The sequence below is a fragment of the Halorubrum sp. ASP1 genome (genome assembly GCF_005435135.1).
Lineage (GTDB): Archaea > Halobacteriota > Halobacteria > Halobacteriales > Haloferacaceae > Halorubrum > Halorubrum tropicale.
Map to the genome: position 1 here is coordinate 228,346 of NZ_SGUA01000005.1, position 19,750 is coordinate 248,095.

The 19,750-nt window shown below is 71.6% G+C and carries 17 protein-coding genes; 9 read left to right on the forward strand and 8 right to left on the reverse strand.

Annotated features, from left to right (window positions below; all coding sequences use genetic code 11):
• Nucleotides 1-37: 37 nt before the first annotated feature.
• Nucleotides 38-772: a CPBP family intramembrane glutamic endopeptidase gene (locus EXE48_RS09860; RefSeq protein ID WP_121599745.1), complete on the forward strand. Its 735-nt coding sequence runs from the start codon at nucleotides 38-40 to the stop codon at nucleotides 770-772.
• A gap of 339 nt (nucleotides 773-1,111) precedes the next feature.
• Here the strand turns inward: EXE48_RS09860 and EXE48_RS09865 are convergent, their stop codons facing one another.
• Nucleotides 1,112-2,407: a DNA double-strand break repair nuclease NurA gene (locus EXE48_RS09865; protein ID WP_053771015.1), complete on the reverse strand. Its 1,296-nt coding sequence runs from the start codon at nucleotides 2,405-2,407 to the stop codon at nucleotides 1,112-1,114.
• A gap of 271 nt (nucleotides 2,408-2,678) precedes the next feature.
• On the opposite strand from EXE48_RS09865, the gene EXE48_RS09870 reads away from it, so the two are divergent.
• Nucleotides 2,679-4,586 (forward strand): methyl-accepting chemotaxis protein, encoded by a 1,908-nt coding sequence (locus tag EXE48_RS09870; RefSeq protein ID WP_137711320.1) that lies wholly within the window; start codon nucleotides 2,679-2,681, stop codon nucleotides 4,584-4,586.
• A gap of 56 nt (nucleotides 4,587-4,642) precedes the next feature.
• Here EXE48_RS09870 and EXE48_RS09875 read toward each other — a convergent pair whose 3' ends face one another.
• The 3 genes from EXE48_RS09875 to arcD form a co-directional block, all read right to left on the reverse strand.
• Nucleotides 4,643-5,029, reverse strand: a complete 387-nt coding sequence (locus EXE48_RS09875) for a DUF7993 family protein (RefSeq protein ID WP_121599748.1) — start codon at nucleotides 5,027-5,029, stop codon at nucleotides 4,643-4,645.
• A 1-nt stretch (nucleotide 5,030) separates the two neighbouring features.
• A complete protein-coding gene (locus tag EXE48_RS09880) occupies nucleotides 5,031-5,534 on the reverse strand; it encodes a DUF2240 family protein (RefSeq protein WP_199236369.1) in 504 nt (167 codons plus the stop codon).
• A 66-nt stretch (nucleotides 5,535-5,600) separates the two neighbouring features.
• On the reverse strand, nucleotides 5,601-7,064 hold the full coding sequence (gene arcD / locus EXE48_RS09885; RefSeq protein ID WP_053771012.1) for an arginine/ornithine antiporter ArcD: 1,464 nt from the start codon (nucleotides 7,062-7,064) through the stop codon (nucleotides 5,601-5,603).
• Nucleotides 7,065-7,265: 201 nt separating this feature from the next.
• Here arcD and EXE48_RS09890 point away from each other — a divergent pair, with 201 nt between their 5' ends.
• Nucleotides 7,266-8,249: an NOG1 family protein gene (locus EXE48_RS09890; RefSeq protein ID WP_137711321.1), complete on the forward strand. Its 984-nt coding sequence runs from the start codon at nucleotides 7,266-7,268 to the stop codon at nucleotides 8,247-8,249.
• Between the two features lie 39 nt (nucleotides 8,250-8,288).
• On the opposite strand, the gene EXE48_RS09895 is transcribed toward EXE48_RS09890, so the two are convergent.
• The 3 genes from EXE48_RS09895 to EXE48_RS09905 all read right to left on the reverse strand — a co-directional run bounded on the left by EXE48_RS09895 (nucleotide 8,289) and on the right by EXE48_RS09905 (nucleotide 12,625).
• Nucleotides 8,289-9,032, reverse strand: coding sequence for an SIMPL domain-containing protein (locus EXE48_RS09895; RefSeq protein ID WP_053771010.1), 744 nt, complete (start codon nucleotides 9,030-9,032; stop codon nucleotides 8,289-8,291).
• A 60-nt stretch (nucleotides 9,033-9,092) separates the two neighbouring features.
• A complete protein-coding gene (locus EXE48_RS09900) occupies nucleotides 9,093-11,252 on the reverse strand; it encodes a formate/nitrite transporter family protein (RefSeq protein ID WP_137711322.1) in 2,160 nt (719 codons plus the stop codon).
• A gap of 80 nt (nucleotides 11,253-11,332) precedes the next feature.
• Nucleotides 11,333-12,625, reverse strand: coding sequence for a TIGR00341 family protein (locus tag EXE48_RS09905; RefSeq protein WP_514111747.1), 1,293 nt, complete (start codon nucleotides 12,623-12,625; stop codon nucleotides 11,333-11,335).
• A gap of 107 nt (nucleotides 12,626-12,732) precedes the next feature.
• Between EXE48_RS09905 and EXE48_RS09910 the strand changes: the two genes are divergently transcribed.
• From EXE48_RS09910 to EXE48_RS09935, 6 genes are all read left to right on the forward strand, one after another.
• Nucleotides 12,733-12,981, forward strand: coding sequence for a DUF8006 family protein (locus tag EXE48_RS09910; RefSeq protein WP_053771008.1), 249 nt, complete (start codon nucleotides 12,733-12,735; stop codon nucleotides 12,979-12,981).
• A gap of 154 nt (nucleotides 12,982-13,135) precedes the next feature.
• Nucleotides 13,136-14,017 (forward strand): homoserine kinase, encoded by an 882-nt coding sequence (locus EXE48_RS09915; protein WP_137711323.1) that lies wholly within the window; start codon nucleotides 13,136-13,138, stop codon nucleotides 14,015-14,017.
• A 174-nt stretch (nucleotides 14,018-14,191) separates the two neighbouring features.
• Complete coding sequence (locus EXE48_RS09920; protein WP_137711346.1) at nucleotides 14,192-15,241, forward strand: metal ABC transporter substrate-binding protein; 1,050 nt, start codon at nucleotides 14,192-14,194, stop codon at nucleotides 15,239-15,241.
• Nucleotides 15,238-16,140 (forward strand): metal ABC transporter ATP-binding protein, encoded by a 903-nt coding sequence (locus tag EXE48_RS09925; RefSeq protein WP_121599753.1) that lies wholly within the window; start codon nucleotides 15,238-15,240, stop codon nucleotides 16,138-16,140. The genes EXE48_RS09920 and EXE48_RS09925 overlap by 4 nt, the downstream gene beginning before the upstream one ends.
• On the forward strand, nucleotides 16,137-17,249 hold the full coding sequence (locus EXE48_RS09930; protein ID WP_053771004.1) for a metal ABC transporter permease: 1,113 nt from the start codon (nucleotides 16,137-16,139) through the stop codon (nucleotides 17,247-17,249). Before EXE48_RS09925 ends, EXE48_RS09930 begins: the two co-directional genes overlap by 4 nt.
• 122 nt (nucleotides 17,250-17,371) lie before the next feature.
• Nucleotides 17,372-18,034, forward strand: a complete 663-nt coding sequence (locus EXE48_RS09935; protein ID WP_053771483.1) for a metal-dependent transcriptional regulator — start codon at nucleotides 17,372-17,374, stop codon at nucleotides 18,032-18,034.
• A 58-nt stretch (nucleotides 18,035-18,092) separates the two neighbouring features.
• Here the strand turns inward: EXE48_RS09935 and EXE48_RS09940 are convergent, their stop codons facing one another.
• Nucleotides 18,093-19,724, reverse strand: coding sequence for an HTTM domain-containing protein (locus EXE48_RS09940; RefSeq protein ID WP_137711347.1), 1,632 nt, complete (start codon nucleotides 19,722-19,724; stop codon nucleotides 18,093-18,095).
• Between the last annotated feature and the right edge of the window lie 26 nt (nucleotides 19,725-19,750).

Below are 19,750 nucleotides of genomic sequence, written 5' to 3' on the forward strand. Positions count from 1 at the left end.
CGGTGCGTCTAAGCCTCGGGGCGCCGTACGCCCTCCAATGAGCGACGACGCACCCGGCTCGGCGGTCGCCGAGCGAGTGCTCCGGGTCGCGAGCGCGCTGTTCGCGATCGTGTTCGCCCTCCTCGTCGCGAGCGCGATCACGGTCCCGGCGGCGGAGTTGGCGGTCTCGATCGGGCTGGTCGCGGAGGGGTCGACCGGCTACCAACTGCTCCGGACGGTGCTCCAGTTCGGCGGGTTCGCGGTCGCGGTCGCCGGGTACCTCGCGATCACGGGCGAGTGGGAGCTCGCCCGCGCGTCCCGGCCCGACGCGCGCCAGGCGGCGATCGTCGTCGGCGGCGGGGCCGTCCTCTTCGCGTTCCAGTACGGCGCGCTGTTCGCGCTCGATCAGGTCGGGCTCTCGACCGGACAGAACCAGGCGGTCGTCCCCGCGGGCGACCCGGTCACCTACTACCTCGCGATGATCGCGGTGTCGCTCGCGGTGGTCGGCCCGGTCGAGGAGCTGCTGTTCCGCGGCGTCGTCCAAGGGGGCGTCCGGCGCGCGTTCGACGCCGTCCCCGCGGTGCTCATCGCGAGCCTCGCGTTCGGCCTGATCCACCTCCCCTCGGTCTCCGGCACCCCGGCCGAGCGGTGGGCGTACGTGGGCGTCGTCGTCGTGCTCGGGTCCGTCCTCGGCGCGCTCTACGAGTGGACGGACAACGTCGTGGTCCCGGGGTTAGCGCACGGCGTGTACAACGCCGCCATCTACGTGGTGCTGCTCGCGCAGGCGCTCTGAGGGCCGGAGCGACGTTTCTACGGACACCTATCACCTTCGCGGTGGCGCGTGCCTGCGAGCGGCCGCCACCGGCGGCCGCGAGGAGCACGCGCGAGGGAGTCGCTGGCGGCGGTCGCCGCCAGCGACGAGGCTGGGGAGGCGTGAGGCGCCGTGCGGCGCAGTGCGGGGCGGGACTCAGAGGGGCAGCCGCGAGGCCGTCGCAGACGACGCAAGCACCGCAGTGAGTGAGCGAAGCGAACGAGCGAGGAGCACAGCGAGTGTGCGGCGGCCTCGCGGCTGGGGATTTGGAGGTCTCGCCGTCGTCACGGAGTCAGCTCGTTACACGAAGTCGACCGCGTCTCAGTACCCGTCCGTCCCCCAGCGCAGGTCGTCGTAGGTCGCCTGCTGGTCGCTGCCGAGCCGCTCCTCGAACTTCCGGCGGAGCGCCGCCTTCTCGGTGGCCGAGATCCGGGCCAGCTCGTCGGCCTTCGCGACCGGCTCCGGCGGGCCGCGCGTCGCGGCCACCTCCGCGACCACCTGTCGGGTCAGCCGCTCGCGGGTCGCCGGATCGCGCGCGAACGCGTACGGCGCCTCCAGCTTGTACGTCACGTCGGTCCGGGGGTCGTAGACGACCATGAACGTCGGCTCGTACAGCGCCGGGTCGAGCTCGCGCTCGACGCCGAGCGCGTCGCCGTCGGCGGCCATCGGCGCGTCCGCGCCGCCGCGGCTGCGGAACCACGTGGTGAAGGTGAGGTCGTCGTCGAGGCGGGCGCCGCGGTCCGCGTCGCGGTCGCCCGCGGCGCCCGCGCCGCCGACGCCGTCCCCGTCCGGCTCGCGCCGCTCCAGCAGGCGGGTGAACAGCGCGGTGTCGTCGGGCCACGGCGACTCGACGCCGGCGCGCGCGAGCGCCCGGACCGCGGTGGTGCTCGCGGGGTTCTTGACGAAGCCGGCCAGCGGCACGTCCCGCTCGACGAACCGCTCGACGAGGCGGACGTACTTCTCGACCACCGCGCGGGGTTTCGCCTCGCGGGCGAGCGCGCCCAGTTCCGGGTCGCGGTCGGCCCAGGTGAACAGCTCCTTCGGGTAGACGGGGCCGTCGAGGACGAGGAGCTCGTCGACCTCGTCGGCGTGGTCGAGCGCGTGGGTCCCCTCGGCGAGGTACAGGGCCAGCGCGTGGACGACCCGCTCCGCGTAGCGGTTCACCCGCGGGACGTGAAACACGCGCTGGCGGGTGTGGCCCTCGTCGCGGCGGGTCCACTCGCTGTCGAAGCCGGCGGTCGAGTCGCCGGCGTGGACGGTGGCGACGATGGTGCGGTCGCGGTGGAGGTCCAGGTCGGTCGGCGAGCTCGCCATCGCCGCGTGCGCGACGTCGACGACGAGCCCGTTCTTGAACGTCGTGGGGTTGATCGTCCCCGAGTCGAGGCCGTGGACCGTCTCGTACGGGCGCGCCGCGAGCGCCACGTCGTCGATGGCGGCGCGCCGGCGCTCGTGGTCGCCGAGCGCCTCGACGACGACCCGGCCGTCGGCGCGGAGCTCCGGGAGCCACTCGCGCCACACGCGCTCCGCGAGGTCGTCGTGGTCCGTCGCGTCCACGTCGCCGCCGATGCCGTACGCGAGCCGGGCGATGTTCTCGACGTGGATCGGATCGAGCGTCACGACCGTACCGCGGACCGGCCGAAGGTAAAACCCGTCGGCCGCGCCGGCGGCGGCGTCGCCCGGCCGAGGGCGACGAGGCGACCGGGGCGACACCGCTCGCGTCCGCGAACACGTTCGACTATCGCCGAAGAAGGAGCAATAGCGACCGGTATCTGGTGTCAACTAGACACCACCAATTGTCTTAATTTCCGGCCCCTCAGAGCCTAAACGACGATATCAGCGATAATAGTTGGAGGCGATGTGCTTTTATGATATACGACAACCGACGGATATGGCAGAGACTGCGACGGGGGTCGACGCGGGGGAATCGGGCGGGCTGACGGAGAAGGTGCGCGAGGTGCTCCGCTACGTCCCGGACGGCACTTCGATGCCGACGGAGATGTGGAAGCCACGACACCGGAACATCCTGATAGCCACCGTTATCCAGGTGCCGTTCCTGGTCGCGATGGGGCTGTACAGCGGGACCGAATCGATCACCGGGGCGCAGATCCCCGCGACGCCGCCGTGGATGCTCGGCGGGTTCGTCGCCGTCATCCTCGGCACCGCCGGGCTCGCGGCCTGGTCGGGGCTCGGCCGCCGCCAGCGGACGGTGCTCACGGCGTTCAGCCTGATGACCGTCTCGATGGCGATGGTGAAGCTGTCGGGCGGGTACATCGAGGCGCACTTCAGCTTCTTCGTGTTCGTCGGCGTGCTCGCGCTGTACGAGGACTGGCTCCCGTTCGCCGTCGGCGTCCTGTACGTGGCGGTCGGCCACGGCGCGTTCAGCCTCATCGATTCGAGCCTCGTCTACAACCACACCGCGGCGATCGAGAACCCGGTGATCTGGGGGGGCATTCACGCCTTCTTCGTGCTCGGGCTGGTCGGCGCGCTGATGGTCAACTGGTACTCGATCGAGAAGTCGCGCGAGGCGGCCCGAGAGCAGCTCGAACTCGCGGAGCAGAAGCAGTCCGAGATCCAGGACGTCGAGGCCGCGAAGGCCGAGGTCGAGAAGCGCCGCGAGGAGGTCGAACGCCTGAACAGCCACCTGGAGACGAAGGCCGACGCGTACAGCGCCGCGATGGACCGGGCGGCCGACGGCAACCTGACCGTCCGGCTCGACGCGGACAGCGAGAGCGAGGCGATGGCCCAGATCGGCGAGGCGTTCAACGGCATGATGGACGACATCGACGAGGCGATGGGCGAGGTCCGCTCGTTCGCCGGGGAGGTGTCGACCGCGAGCGCGAACACGGTCGACGGCGTCGAGACCGCGGCCGACCGCAGCGAGGTCGTCAGCCAGTCGGTCACGGAGATCGCCGAGGGCGCCGACGAGCAGCGCGAGATGCTCCGGCAGGTGTCCGACGAGATGAACGACCTCTCGGCGACGATCGAGGAGGTCGCCTCCTCGACCGAGACCGTCGTGGACGTCGCCGAGCAGACGGCCGACATCGCCGACGACGGCGAGGAGACCGCCGAGGCCGCCATCGAGCGCGTCGAGGAGTCCCGCGAGGCGCTGGACAGCGCGGCCGACACCGTCCAGCAGCTCGACGAGCGGATGGAGGACATCGGCGAGATCGTCGACCTCATCGGCGACATCGCCGAGCAGACGAACCTGCTCGCCCTGAACGCGAACATCGAGGCGGCCCGCGCCGGCGGCGGCGGGGGCGGGAGCGACGGCTTCGCGGTCGTCGCCGACGAGGTGAAACAGCTCGCCGAGGAGACGCAGGACGCGGCCACGGAGATCGAGGAGCTGATCGGCGCCACGCAGTCGCAGACCGAGGGGACCGTCGAGGCGGTCCGGAGCGCCGAGGAGAACATCGCCGCCGGCGCCGACGCCGTCGACGACGCCGCGGACGCGTTCGCGCGAGTGTCGGACAACGCCGCGGAGGCCGGCGAGGGGATCCGCGAGATCAGCCGCGCCACCGACGATCAAGCGGCCAGCACGGAGGAGACCGTCTCGATGGCCGAGGAGGTCGCCGACATCAGCGGGTCGACGGCCGACGAGGCCGACGCGGTCGCCGAGGCCGCGGACGAACAGCTGAGCGCGATGAGCGAGGCGACGAGCGAGGCGGGGTCGCTCGCGGAGCAGGCCGAGCGGCTCGGCGCGCTCGTCCGCGAGTTCGACGTCTCCGGCGAGGGGGCCGACCCCGGCGCCGCGCCCGGCCCGAGCGTCGCGGTCGGCGACGGCGGACAGCCCGAGTAGCGACCCCCGAGACGGGCTCCCCCGCCCGTCGGCGACAATTTCTCACCCGGCGCGGATCACTCGGCGTCGGGCCCGGTTCGAAGCGCTTCGAGGACCGCGAGCGATCGCTTCACGGCCGCGCCGTCCTCGACGAACACCAGCGTCCGCGGCGGGCGGACCGCCTTCGGTCGGACCCGGAGGCCCGCGGCCGCCGCGGCGTCGGCGACCGCGTCCGGGGCCGCGAGCGCCTCGATCCGCGCGCGGTCCGGCTGGACGTACACCTCGGCGACGGGGTCGCCGGCCTCGCGGGCGATCCGGTACGCCAGCGCGCCGTCCGGCGTCGGCTCGACGTCGCGGTCGGCGTCGGCGACGGTCAGCCCGCGGAGCCCGCTCTCGTTGCCGGTCACCTCGGAGGCGAGCAGCTGCGCGATCCGGACGCCGTCGTCGAGGCGGTCGGCGACCATCTCACGCGACCTCCGGGTCGTCGGCGTCGGTCGGCTCCGCGGTCCCGTCGTCGCCCGCGTCGGCGGCGAGCGCCTCGCGCACGTCGGCCGCGAGCCGGTCGACCGCGGCGCCCTGCTCGCGGGCGTAGAGGACCGCGGCGGCCTCGATGGTGACCGCGAGCGCCCGCTGGCGCTCGTTGATCGCGGCGACCGCGCGCTGCTTCTCGACGCCGGCGGCGACGATGGCGTCGAGCGCGCTCTCGAAGGTGGACTGCTCGCGGAGGACGGACTCGTCGGGGACGAACCCCTCCGGGACGGTTACCTCCGCCGGGTCGAACTGCGGGACGAGGTCGCCGTCCTCGGACGCCAGCAGCCCCCGACCGACGGCGACGTCGACGAGCCGCTTCGCCTGGTCGGGCGAGAACCACTCCCGCTCCAAGGACAGCGCGACGACGAACTCCCCCTGGCCGAGCCGGTCCTGTGCCCGGGTTTTGAACGGGGCGGCGACGGCGACCTCCAGGCTCATGTGAGACGGACGGCGCGGCGGCCGCGTAAACGTGTCGAACGCGGGGCCGGTCGGTGCGCGCGTCAGTCAGTCGTCGCTGCCCGGCGCGGCGGCCGCGTCGGTCGCGGCGGGGTCGGCCGAGGCCGGGCTCGCGTCGAGCGTGTAGCCCGTCGCGGCCATGACGAACAGCACGAGCGGCGAGAGGAACGCGAACAGGTAGTACGGCGCGTACGCCAGCGTCGGCACGCCAGTGGCGCTCGCCATGAAGACGGCGCCGGCGTGCCACGGGAACAGCGCGCCGGTCGGCGTGCCGGCGGCCTCGACCGCGCGGGAGAGCTGGTCGGTGTCGAGCCCGAACTCGTCGTACGCGTTTCGGAGCGTGACGCCCGGGAGGACGATGCTCATGTACTGCTGGGAGGTGAGCGCGTTGATGAAGATCGCGGAGACGCCCGTCCCCCCGACGAGCAGGCCCGGGCTCCGCACGCCGGAGACGAACGCGTGGGCGATCACCGCGAGGACCCCGGTCCGCTCTAAGATTCCGCCGAGCGAGAGGGCGGCGACGACGACCGTGATCGTCCACGCGGAGCCGGTGAGCCCGCCGGTGGCGAGGAGGTCGTTCACCGTCTGGGACCCGGACTCCGGCGCGGTCCCGTACATGAATATCTCCCACGCGGCGACGAAGCCGGTTCCCTGGAGGAGCATCGTCGTGAACGCACCGGCGAACACGCCGGCGACGAGGGTCGGGAGGGCGGCGTAGCCGCGCAGCGCCAGCCCGAAGGTGACGACGAGGGGGACGAACGCGAGGACGGTGATCGCGTACGCCTCCGTGAGTCCGCCCTGAATCGCCGCGATCTCGCCCGTCGGTATGTCGCCGCTCGTGCGGAGGCCGAGGGCGGCGAAGCCGACGACCGCGAGGCCGAAGGCGATCGCGGTGCCGGTCCGCATCCGGCGGATGTGCGCGTACAGGTCGGTGTTCGTGACGCCGGCCGCGAGGTTCGTCGTGTCGGAGAGGGGCGACTGCTTGTCGCCGGCGTACGCGCCCGAGAGGACGGCGCCGACCGTCATCGGCGCGGGAACGCCGAGCCCCGCGCCGATCCCGACGAAGGCGACGCCGAGCGTCCCGACCGTGGTCCACGAGGAGCCGATCGCGAACGCGACGACCGCGGCGAGCACCGCGGCCGCGGGGAGGAATATCGTCGGCGAGAGGAACTCCAACCCGTAGTACATCAGGCTGGGGATCGTGCCGGCGCTGACCCACGTGGCGATCAGCCCGTAGATGGTGAAGATGATGAGCAGCGCCTGGAGGCCCATCACGAGGCCGTTGGCGATGCCGTCGAAGAGGTCCTCCCAGTCGTAGCCGAGCCAGAGGCCGAAGGCGCCGACGAAGGCGATACTCCAGATGAGCGGCGGGTGCGGGTCAAGGCCGAGGAGGGCCGAGCCGATTCCGAGGAACGCCACGACGGCGAGGACCGGGACCAGCGCCGCCGCCAGGCTCGGGCGACGGTCGGGGTCGAGGTCCTCGTACGACGTCGGCGTGAACGAGCGTGCCATGAGCGGTTGTATTTCTCTGAAGCATAAATATATCTCGAAATATGAGCGTAGAAGATGACTATCGTTCATCACAGACGCGGTCCCTCGGCGCCGGCCGCTCCCGCTGTCCCCACAGACCCCGCGTCCGCCCGTGTGCCGCCGTGTCGCGGCGGTCCGCGAACGGACGCTCTTATACGCGTCGGCGGTGAAACGCGGGTAACAATGATATTTGAGGGCCTCCCGACGACTCCGCGCGCGGAGGAACTCGTCGACAAGGCGTTCTCGCGGGCGTCGCGGGCCGGGCGCGCGAAGCGCGGCCACGAGGCGCAGGAGTCGATGCTACGGACCGCCGGCAACGTGCTCTCCGACAACTTGGAGAACGTCGTCACCTCGTGGCCCGACTTCGGCTTCGACGTGGACCCGTTCTACTACGAGCTCGCCGACGCCATCGTCGACGTGGACCGCCTCCGGCAGGCGCTCTCGCAGGTGATGTGGGCCAGCCGCCAGATCGAGGACCTCCGCGACGAGTACACGACGAAGATCCGGGACGCCGACGTCGACACCGCGCGGAAACACCGGAAGCAGGCGTTCGCTCGCATGGCCGACGTAATGGACCAGATCGAAGACGACCTGCGCTACATCGGCGACTCGCGGGACCAGCTGAAGGTCCTCCCCGACGTCAGGCCCGACGAGCCCGCCATCGTCGTCGCCGGCTACCCGAACGTCGGGAAGTCGTCGTTCGTCAACCGCGTCACCCGCGCGTCGAACCAGATCGCGGAGTACCCGTTCACCACGAAGGGCGTCCAGATCGGCCACTTCGACCGGAACCACGTCCGGTACCAGATCGTCGACACGCCCGGCCTGCTCGACCGCCCCGAAGACGAGCGCAACGACATCGAGCGGCAGGCGGTGAGCGCCCTCGAACACCTCGCCGACGCCGTCGTTTTCGTCATCGACCCCTCCGGGGACTGCGGCTACCCCCTCGACGTCCAGATCGAGCTGCGCGAGGAGGTCCGCGAGCTGTTCGGCGCCGACGTGCCGCTGCTCACGGTGGCGAACAAACACGACCGCTTCGAGGCGGTGAAGGCGGAGTCCGTCGACGCGACGATGAGCGTCACCGAGGATGAGAACGTCGAGGCCGTCCTCGACATGGCCGTCGAGGCGGTCGGCTTCGAGCCAGACCTCCCCACGCGCGACGGGGAGTAACCGAGCCGGGTCGGACGGAAAGAGAGCGGTCGCCGCCGGTCAGGCCGGGACGGCCTCGTAGACGACGTTCACCGAGACGCGCACGGTCACGTCGCCGGTCTGGACGCTCGTGGACGCGCCTCCGGCGTCGCCGCCGGCGGCCGCGTAGCGCTCCGCGACGAACGGCGTCGAGCCGGACTGCGCCGTGGAGACGTCGTACACGCCGACCACTTCGAGGTCGCTCGCGTTCGCGAGGACGGCGGCGTCGTCGTCGGCGTTCGCCATCGCCGCCGTGATCGCCTCCTCGCGGAGCTCGCGCTCGCGCTCCTCGCTCAGGCCGAACCGGATCCGCTGGACCTGGTCGGCGCCGGCGTCGATGGCGACGTCGACGACCTCGCCGACGGCGTCGACGTCGCCGAGTTCGATCGCGTACTGGTGGACGCCCTCGTAGCGCGTCCGGTTCGGGTCGTCCCGGGTCTCGTAGGCCTCCCGCACGTCGTAGCGCTCCGTGCGGATCGCCTCCTCGTCGAGCCCCCAGTCGGTCAGGGCCGCGCGGAGGTCGGCCTCGCCGGCGGCCAGCTCGTCGCGGACCGCCTCGGCGTCGCCGCCGGTCGCGGTGACCGCGACCCGGAGGGTGGCGCGGTCCGGGGCGGACGCCGCCTCGCCGGTGGCCGTCACCTCGATGCTCCGCTCCAGTTGCGCGTCGTCGCCGCCGGTCGGGGTGGCGGTGCCCGCGAACCCCGCACAGCCGGCCAGCGCGACGAGCGCCGCGATGCCGATGAGTGCCGTCAGTCGCCTGTTCATACGCGACCGTTCGCGCCCGGACGACGTATAAACCGCAGATAACGCAAAGAGCCGTTTTGCCTATCGGTCGCCGTCGCGCTCGGCGTCCGCCTCCTCCGCGGCCTCCTCGTCCGCCGCGTCGTGGTCCGCGACGAACGTGTCGTCGAGGTGCGGCTGCTCGTCCTCCGGGCCGTCGTCGTCTGCGGCGGGCGCCCCGTCGGCGTCGGCGGACGCCCCGTCGGCGTCGGCGGACGCCCCGCCGACATCGGCGAGGGCGCCGTCCGCCTCGCCGTTCCCGGTCGCGTCCGCGTGGTCGCCGGCGTCCGCCTCGTGGTCCTCGATCGACCGCACGTCGGTCCCCGCCGACCGCTCCGGGTCGCGCTCGACCCCGGGAGACAGGTCGGTGGCCCGGCGACCGGAGCCGAACAGGCGCTCGCGCAGCGACCGGCTGCTCGGCCGCTCGGTGAGCAGCACCGAGGCGTCGACGTCGTGGATCACGTCGAGGTGGAGGGAGTTCGAGACGAGCCGCGAGAGCAGCCCCTTCTCCGTGGCGCCGATGATGACGAGCGTCTTGTCGGCGGCGGCCCGGCAGATCCCGTCCTCCACGTCGCCGCCGTCGTCGACGACGAGTTCGGCGTCGTCGAGCCCGTGTTCGTCGGCCCAGCCCGCGAGGAACGCCTCGCCGCGCGCCCTGTCGCTCGGGTCGTCGACGACGTGGAGCAGCGTCACCTCGGCGCCGGTCGTCTCGGCGAGCACCCGCGCCACCTCGGCGCTGAGCGCCGAGTCGGGGCCCCCGGAGGTCGGGATGAGGATCCGCGAGGTGTCCAGCTCGTGCTCGTTGAGGATGAGGAAGTCGCAGGGGAGCTGGTTGGTGAGCTCGTCGATCGGCCGCTCGGCGCGGGCGGCGCTCCACAGCTGGTCGTCGCCCCAGCCCATCAGCACGGCGTCGGGGCGGGTCCGGCGCGCCATGTTGAACATCTCCTCGAACGAGCGGTGCGAGACGACCGTCGAGGTCGACACGTCCACGTCGTAGTCGGCCGCGGTCGACCGGAGGTTCCCCATCCCCTCCGCGGAGACGTCCGCGATGCGACGCCCGGCGTCGCCGGAAGACAGCGACATGCGCTCGGGCGCCTGGACGACGTGGACGATGTGGACCACGCCGTCCTCGTGGCTGCTCGCGAGCCGCGCCGCGAGCTCGACGATGGGGCCGTCGGTCCGGGGGTTCGTGATCGGCACCATGATCCGGTAGCCCTCGCCCGCGAACAGCGTCGCCTCGGTGGCGTCCAGGATGGGGACGTACGAGCGCCCGGCCGCGCGGCCGAACACCCACTCGGGAACGGTGAGGCGGCGGCTCATCCCCTCGAAGCGCGCCTCCTCGAGGCGCTCCTCGCTGGTCTGGAAGTAGTTGACGAGCGTGACCAGCACGACCCCGCCGATCGTGTTCCCGAGCAGCACGGGGATCACGAAGCCGACGATACCGGTGTAGAGGCTGATCTCGGCGCCGTACAGCGGGATGCCGTCCTCGAAGAACAGGAAGAGGACCTCGGTGAAGGAGACGACCACGTGGAAGAGGTCGCCGAGCGGGATCGCGAGGAACGCGAGGTAGACGACGAGCATCCGGCTCACGGAGTCGGTGGACGCGAAGCCGACCCAGACGACGCCGGCGACGATGAGCCCGGCCATCGCGGCCTTGAAGAACAGCGGGACGAAGTCGACCGTGAACCCGCCCTGCGAGATGTACCGCGCCGCGGAGACGGTCTCGCCGGTGAAGACGCCGCCGTACGAGAGGACGAGCGCCCCGATCGCGCCGCCGACGAAGTTGCCCGCCAAGACGATAGACCAGTGGCGCAGCAGGGTCGGCAGGCTCGCGAGCCGTTCGAGCGTGAGCGCCACCGGCGGCAGCGTGTTCTCGGTGTACAGCTGGTAGCCGCCGATGATGATGTAGATGAACCCGAGCGGGTACAGGAGGACGCTCAAGATCGGGTGCGAGTCGGTCGCCGCCGTCAGCGACGCGTACAGCATGAACGTGATCGTGATCGCCAGCCCGGCGGCGAGCCCGCTGAAGAACAGCTCCCGGCTCCCCGAGGTCACCTCCTCGTCCGCGGCCGCGATGATCCGCTGGAACACCTCGTCGGAGGAGAACCGGTCCCTGACGGCCTCGCCGACCGCGGGCGCGCCGCTCCGAGACCGCTCGACGACCTCCCGCATGGAATCGTCGTCGGGTTGCTGTGAGTCGGTCACTGGCGGGTCTCACGGCACCCCCGTAAAAAGTAGTTCCTCTTCGCCCCACCGCGGCGGCGTCCCGCCGCGCGCCGCCGGTCTCAGGCGCGCTCGACGGTCACCGTGCGGACCTCGACGTCGACCTCGCGGTCGACGACCGACTCGATCCGGTCGTCGAGCGCGGGCGCGGTCCCCGCGACGGTGCTGCCGGGCGGGACGCCCACGGTGACCACCACCCGGTCCGTTTCGAGCGGCGGGACGGTTCCGGTCCGTTCGACGGTCAGTTCGAGGAGCTCGAACTCCGAGTCGATCGCGGTCAGCTCGTCGGTGGCGGCCGCGCGGATGTCGGCCTCGGTGGTCGAGGCGACGTACGACTCGTAGGTGACGCCGCCGAGGAACACCGAGAGCAGCGCGATGGCGACCGCCAGCACGGCGACGCGCTTGAGGAACGCCGAGCGCGCGTCGTCCTCGCGGAACCACCGCTGGGGGCGGTACCCCTCGTACCACAGCATGACGAGCGCCGAGAGGTTGATCGAGAGGACGTTCACGGCGACGATGACCCCCGCGCCGAGCACGAGCCGCGGGATCCGGAAGGCGATCCCGATCCCGACGGCGGCCGCGGGCGGGATGAGCGCCACCGCGATCATCACGCCGACGAGCGTCGCCGAGACGCCGGTCATCAGCGAGACGATGCCCGCGAACCCGGCGCCGACCGCGACGACCAACACGAGGACGTTCGGCGCGAGCCGCTCCGACACCTCCGCGAGCTCCAGCGGGTCGAGCCCGGGCGGGACCAAGGCGAGCGAGCGCAGCGCGAGCGCGAACAGCGTCGCCGCGAGGACCGCGACCGCGACGCCGACGACCTGCATCCGCACGCCCTGCCGGAACAGCGCCTCGTCGTCGACCACGGTGCCGATCGCGGCCGACATCGCCGGCCCGATGAGCGGCGCGATCACCATCGATCCGACCACGGTCGCGGGGGAGTCGAGCAGGAGCCCCGCCGTGGCGATCACCGCCGAGATGACGGTCATCAGCACGTAGGTCCCGAGCCCGGACGCGAGGTCGTCCGCCTTCGCCTGAAGCTCCTCGCGGGAGATCCGGTCGCCGCCGCGGTCGGCGTCTTCTTCGTACTGCTCCTCGAGCGCCTCGAACCGCCGCGAGATAACCGTCTCGGCCGCGACGATGACGGTGTAGGTGCTCTCGTCGATCCCGGCCTCCCGGAGTCGGTCGAGGACCGGCTCGACGGCGGCGGTCGGCAGCGGGAACGTCGCGACCGCGGTGTACTCCCGGCCGCTCGTCTCGTCGGTGACGACGTAGTCGACCCCCTCGTCGTCGAGCGCGCGGACGACCGCCGCCCGCTTGCCCGCCGGAATCATGACCTGAACGAGTCGCACGGTCCCCGGTCGCACCGGCGACCCTTATACTATCGGCACGCGGCGAGCGCCCCGGGCCACGAGAAACGGAACTTTAATGCGCGAATCGCTCGGACCTTCGGCCAAGAATGCTCTCGCCGCTGGTCATCGACACGTTCCTGCTCGACTACCACCTCGGGCACATCATCCTGTTCGGGCTCCTCGTGTCGCTCCTGGGGGCTGCGCCGCTGAAGTCACAGAAGGTCATCGCGTCGATCCTGGCCGTCTTCGGGGTCGTCTTCCTGATGGCGCCGTACACGACGATGCCGCCGACATTCATCCTCCTCGGCGTCCCGCTCGTCCTCGTCGGCGCGCTGCTGTGGACGATGGCCCGGTAACGCCGCTGACCGACCGCCGACCGCGCCGCCCGCTCGAACCGCCCGCGACGCCGCTTTCTCCCGTCTCTCTCCGCCCGACCGCGACCGATTCGGTCCCCGTCTCAGTATCTGTTCGATCCCGCTCCTTTTTGCTCCGGGGGGGACACTCCCCGCCATGGTAACGGTACGGGCCCCCGCGACGAGCGCGAACCTCGGGAGCGGCTTCGACGTGTTCGGGGCGGCCCTCTCGCGACCGGCGGACGTCGTCACGGTCGAGAAGGCGGCCGAGACGACGATCGAGGTCACGGGCGTCGGCGCGCAGTACATTCCGGAGGACCCCGAGAAGAACACCGTCGGCGCCGTCGTCGAGGCGCTCGACGCGCCCGCGCGGATCCACATCGACAAGGGCGTGCGCCCGGCCTCGGGGCTCGGCTCCTCGGCCGCGAGCGCGGCCGGCGCGGCGGTGGCGCTCAACCGGCTGTACGACCGCGGGCGCTCCCGGAAGGATCTCGTCCCGATCGCGGCGGAGGGCGAGGCGGTCGTCTCCGGGGTCGCGCACGCGGACAACGTCGCCCCCTCGATCCTCGGCGGGTTCACCGTGACGACCGCCGAGGGGACCAGCTCGGTGGACGCGGCGATCCCCCTCGTCGTCTGTCTCCCCGACGTGGCGGTCTCGACCCGCGACGCGCGCCGGGTCGTCCCCGAGAGCGCCTCGATGGAGGACCTCGTGGAGACCGTCGGCAACGCGGCGACGCTCGCGGTCGGCATGTGCCGCTCGGACCCGGCCCTCGTCGGGGCCGGCATGAGCGACCCCGTGGTCACGCCCGAGCGCGCCCGCCTCATCACCGGCTACGACGACGTCCGCGAGCGCGCCTTCGGCGCCGGCGCGACCGGCGTCACCGTCAGCGGCGCCGGCCCCGCCGTGATCGCCGCCTGCCGCGAGCGCGACCGCCGGGACGTCGCGGCCGCGATGCTCGACGGCTTCGCCGGCGCCGGTATCGAAGCGCGCGCGTACCAGACCCGGATCGGACGCGGCACAACCTTCCTCGACGGCTGACTGGGGATGAGACGGTGCGGAGCGGCGCCCGCCGACCGCTTCGCCGACACTCCGGTACGCCGACGCCCGCCATCGTCACCGAAAGGGGTATATATGCAGAAAGCTAGGTTTAGATGAGTCTAATAATTGGATGTGGTAAGTGATATGATATCCGACGCGGACGACGGACGGTCGGTGACGCGGCGCGACGCGCTTCGCATCGGCGGCGCGACGGCCCTGGCCGGGGCGGCCGGGTGTACGGCGCTCCCGAGCGCGCCGGTCGGGTCGGGACGCGCCGAGCGCGACGACGGCGGGCCGGTCGCCGTCGCCTCCTTCTTCAGCTTCTACGACTTCGGGCGAAAGGTCGCCGAGGGGACCCCGCTGACCGTCGAGAACCTCGTTCCGACGGGGCTCCACGGCCACGGCTGGGAGCCGAACGCGAGCATCACGCGGCGGATCGTCGAGGCGGACGCGTTCGTCCACGTCGGCGAGGACTTCCAGCCGTGGGCGGACCGCGCCATCCGGACGGTCGAGGCCGACGGGACGGACACCGCGCTGATAAACGCCCGCGAGGGCATCGACCTGGTGGACCTCGCGGCGTCGCTCGACCGCGACGAGGAGGGCGTCGGCGCCCAGCGCGGGAAGGACCCGCACTTCTGGTTGGACCCGCTCCGCGCGAAGCGGTCGGTCGACAACATCGCCGAGGCGTTCGTGGACCTCGTCCCGGACCACGCCGAGACGATCCGCGAGAACGCGGCCCGGTACAAAAGCGAGGTGCTCGACCGCATCGACGCCGACTACGAGGCGATGTTCGAGCGGTCGGACCGCGACGTGGTCCAGTTGGCCGCGCACAACGCCTTCCAGTACATCGGCGTGCGGTACGGCGTCCGGATGCGCCCGCTCGTCACGAGCCTCGCGGCGAGCGGCGACGTCAAGCCCGCGGACATCCGCGAGGCGACGCGAGTGATCCGCGAGAACGACATCCGGTACATCGCGAACGGCGTCTTCGAGTCGCAGCGCCCGGCCCAGCAGCTCGTCCGCGAGACCGCCGTCGAGGCGTACTTCCCGGTCACGCCGTACGCCGGGATCCGCGAGGAGTGGCTCGCGGAGGACTGGGGGTACGAGGAGATCGCGTACAACATCAACATGCCGACGTTCGAGATCGTCTTAAGGAACGAGACGCCCGAGGCCGCGGCGCCGACGGACGGGTGGGTCGAACAGTGGCGGAACTTCGAGCCGGTATGAGCGCGGACGACGCTGACCGGGGGGCGGTCGTCGAGCGCGCCGACCGCTCGGCCGAGGCCGGCGCCGCCGGCGCGGCGGAGCCGGTGATCGACCTCGCCGGCGTGACGTTCGGCTACACGGCGACGCCGGTCGTCGAGGACGTGTCGCTGACGGTCGATTCCGGCGAGTACGTCGCCGTCGTGGGGCCGAACGGCTCCGGCAAGTCGACGCTGATGCGGCTCATGCTCGGGCTGCTCGGGCCCGACGCGGGGACGGCCCGGCTGTTCGGCGAGGACGCGGCGGGGTTCGACGACGGCGAGCGGATCGGCTACGTCGCCCAGCAGGCCAGCGCCGCCCGGGACATGCCGATCACCGTCCGCGAGGTGGTGAAGATGGGCCGGTTCCCGTACCTCGGGCTCGACCGGCTGGCCGACGGCGCGCTCGCCGACGGGCTGTCCGACGACCCCGTCCGCACGGCGCGGTGGGCCGCGAACGTCGTCTCGGGCCGGCTCACGGCCGCCGACTGGGCGGTCGTCGACGACGCGCTCGCGACCGTCGGGATGGGCGCGTTCGCCGACCGGCGCGTCGGGCGGCTCTCCGGCGGCCAGCGCCAGCGGGTGTTCATCGCCCGGGCGCTGGCGGGCGAGGCCGACCTGCTCGTGTTAGACGAGCCGACCGTCGGCGTCGACGCCGAGTCCGTCGACGCGTTCTACGACCTGCTCGACGCGCTCAACGACGCGGGGATCACCGTGGTCCTCATCGAGCACGACCTCGGCGCGGTCGTCGAGCACGCCGACCGCGTCGTCTGTCTCAACCGCGAGGTCTACTTCGACGGCCCGACCGAGGAGTTCGTCGAGAGCGACGCCCTGGCGCGGGCGTTCGGGACCGAGGCGCGCTTCCTCGCCGGGGGTGCCGAATGAGCGACCCGCTGACCGCCGCGCTCGCCGCGTGGCTCCTCGCCGCGGCCGACCAGTCGCTGCCCCTCGCCGCGGGCTCGCAGCCGGCGGCGCTCGCGTTACAGGGCGGCCTCGCCGGCGTCGGGGAGGCCCTCTTCGCCGCCCTCCGCTGGGTGTTGGCCCAGTGGTACTGGCTGATGGACTGGGCGTACTACCTCTCCGGCCTGGAGATGCTGAACCCGCGCTACCGGTACATGCACCGGGCGGTGCTCGTCGGGCTCTGCGTGGGCGTGATGGCGCCGCTCATCGGCACCTTCCTCGTCCACCGCCAGCTCGCGCTGATCGGGGACGCACTGGCGCACACGGCGTTCGCCGGGGTCGCGGTCGGCCTCTTCCTCAACGCCGTCATCGACCTCGGGGTGTCGCCGTACCTCACCGCGGTCGTCGTGGCGATGATCGCCGCGCTGTTCATCGAGCTCATCTCCGAGACGACGGACGCGTACAACGACGTCTCGATGGCGATCGTCCTCTCGACGGGGTTCGCGCTGGGGACGACGCTCATCAGCCTCAACGCCGGCGGGCTCGCGGTCGGCGTGAACCAGTTCCTCTTCGGGAGCCTCTCGACGGTGTCACCCCAGAGCGCCGGGATCCTGCTCGTCCTGTTCGTCGTCATCGTCGGCACGGTCGCGGTGACCCGCAACCAGCTCCTGTACGTGACCTTCGACGAGACCGCGGCCGCCGTCTCCGGCATCTCCGTCAACTGGTACAACCGCGTGATGGTGATGCTGACGGCGATGGTCGTCGTCGGCGCGATGCAGATCATGGGCGTCATCCTCGTGGCGGCGATGCTCGTCGTGCCCGTCGCGGGCGCGACGCAGGTGTCCCGCAGCTTCACCGAGTCGCTCGTCGTCTCGGTCGTCTTAGCGGAGCTCGCGGTCCTCCTCGGCATCGGCGTCGCCTACTACGGCGGCGTCACCGCCGGCGGGGTGATCGTGCTCGTCGCCGTGGGCATCTACGTCTGCGCGGTCGCCGTCGGGAAGGTCCAGTCCGCCCGCGGCGGGCGGGAAGTCCCCGAGATGGAGAGCATCGAGACCGACGACGCGGCCCCGGACGCCGGAGCGGGGGGTGACTGACCGTGGCGGGCGACGAAAACGGCGTCGACGCGGGCGACGGGAACGGAGCGGGCGGAAGCCCCGAGACCGACGCCGACGACGGGCCCGGACCGAGGGCGTCGTCGGACGTCATCAGCGCGGTGATGGAGGACTACATCAAATCGATCTACGCCATCGAGCGCGACACAGGCGAGCGGGTGTCGACCTCGGCCCTCGCCGACTACCTCGAGGTCACCGCGCCGACCGTCTCCTCGATGGTGAAGAAGCTCGAAGAGCGGGGGCTCGTCGACCGCGAGGAGTACAAGGGCGTGACGCTCACCGAGGAGGGCGAGGTCGTCGCGTTAGAGATCCTCCGGCACCACCGGCTCTTGGAGGCGTTCCTGACCGAGCAGCTCGACTACAGCTGGGTCGACGTCCACGACGAGGCCGACAGGCTCGAACACCACGTCTCCGAGAAGCTGAGCGACCGCATCGCCGAGGCGCTCGGCAACCCGCCGGTCGACCCGCACGGCGACCCCATCCCCGACGCCGACCTCTCGCTGCCGACGGCGGACGACACCGTCCGACTGGTCGACGCCGCCGAGGGCGACCGCGTCGTCGTCCGCCGGATCCGCCACCAGGGCGACGCCGAGCTGCGCTACCTCTCCGACGCCGGCGTCCGCCCGGGGGTCGAGCTCGCCGTCGTCGACGTGGCGCCGTTCGGGATGGTGACCGTCGAGACGCCGACGGACGACCAGAGCCTCCCCGAGGAGATAGCGCGTCTCATCGAGGTCGAGCCCGTGGACGCCGCGAGCGACGGCTCCTGACGCTCGTGCGGGGCAGGGACAGGCCGGACGCGGGGCCGAACACCGCCGTCGGCGCGGCTCAGTCGCGCTGAACGAACGGGCCCGAGCAGTCGTACTCGATCAGCTCGAACCGGTTCGCGGCCTCCACCGTCCCGTTGTAGGGGTTGGTTCGCTCGTACGACTGGTAGATAGTCACGTTCTCCACGGCCGTCTCGTGGGTGCGGTTCCACTCCCCGCAGAGGTAGTTCGCGAGGTACGAGCGGTGGTTCTCGTTGTCGGCGCCGTAGACGTTCTTCAGGTACTTCCGCCAGCGCGAGGTCGGATAGGTGGTCTCGGCGCGCGCCGGTCTGTCGAAGGTGACCGGGGCGTCGCGGAACACGTCCCGCTCGCTCCCGTCCTCGAGCGTGCCCGCCGCGACGTACCAGCGCGTCGTGTGTATCGGGTCGGGGGCGAACATCTGCCACGACTGGTCCATCTCGGCGGCGTCTAGGGCCTCGTCGGCGGGCTCCGGCACCTCGGCGTAGCCGACCGACGCCGCGCTCGATAAGAGGATCAACACGAGGAAGACGTACGGCAGGACCGTCGTGAAGAGGACGCGCCCGCGGGCGAGGCCCGCGCCGAGGTCGCTGCCGCGGACGGAATCGAGGCGTTCAGACGCGGCCGGGCGGGGGAGCGACGGGCCGGCGGAGAGCGCGGTCCGCGCGAGGGACTCGGAGCGGGCCTTCCAGCGCGCGAGCGGCGCCGACAGGTTCAGGCGGTCGGCTACCCGTTTGAGGGCGTCCCAGACGGGCGTCTGGAGGAACGGGATGAAGCCGACGACGACGATTATCGGGAAGAGGCCGACCCGTATCGTGACCGCCATCCCGAGGTGCATGCCGACGAACAGCGAGGCGAGGCCGGCGCGCGGGAGCCCGGTCAACAGGAGCAACAGCGGCGACGCGAACAGCAGCGCGACCCACAGGACCGTGAACACGCGCAGGAGGCCGGTGAAATCGGCGAGGTACGCGCCGAGCAGGTAGGTGAACTGGTCGGCCTGCATGACGTACGCGACCGCCTCTCCGCTCATCCAGGGCTCGCTCGCGAACTTGTGGACGGCGTTCGTCAGGTACATCACGAGGATCTGTAGCAGCACCGCCATCGTGGCGACGCTCGCAACGGCGGTCCCGCCCGAACTCGGTGACGGCGAATCGCCGTCGCCGCCGCCCTCGCGGTCGGCGCGCCTGACGGCGTCGACCGACCAGCGCGCGCCGAGCGGAAGGAAGACGCTCCAGAACAGCAGCATGCGGAGCAGGGTGTCGCCCGAGTTCAACACCATCGGGTTGCGGGCGTGGAGCGAGACCAGCAGCAGCCACGAGGCGATCGTCGCGAGCCGCGTCCGGTACCCGACGGCCAGCGAGAGGGCGAGGGCGCTCGCGAGCGCGAACAGCAGGGCGACGGCCCACGGCTCGCCGGAGAGCGCGTGGAGCGAGTTGTTCGTCGCGTAGTCGGAGGCGAACGCTCGGAGCGGCAAGACGCCGGCGTCGGTGTAGAAGGCGGTGAACGAGCGCGAGCGGAGGAGCAGGTCGACGATCAACAGGGTTCCGAGCCCGATCCGGAACGCGGCCAGCGCGCGGCGGTCGACCGAGACGCGCGCGGCGACGGCGTCTCCAAGGCGTCGGACGGCCGCCGAGAGCCGCGACCGGGCGGTCGAGTCGGAGGGGGTTCCAGCCATAGTCTTGCGTTCCAACTTGTTGGTGA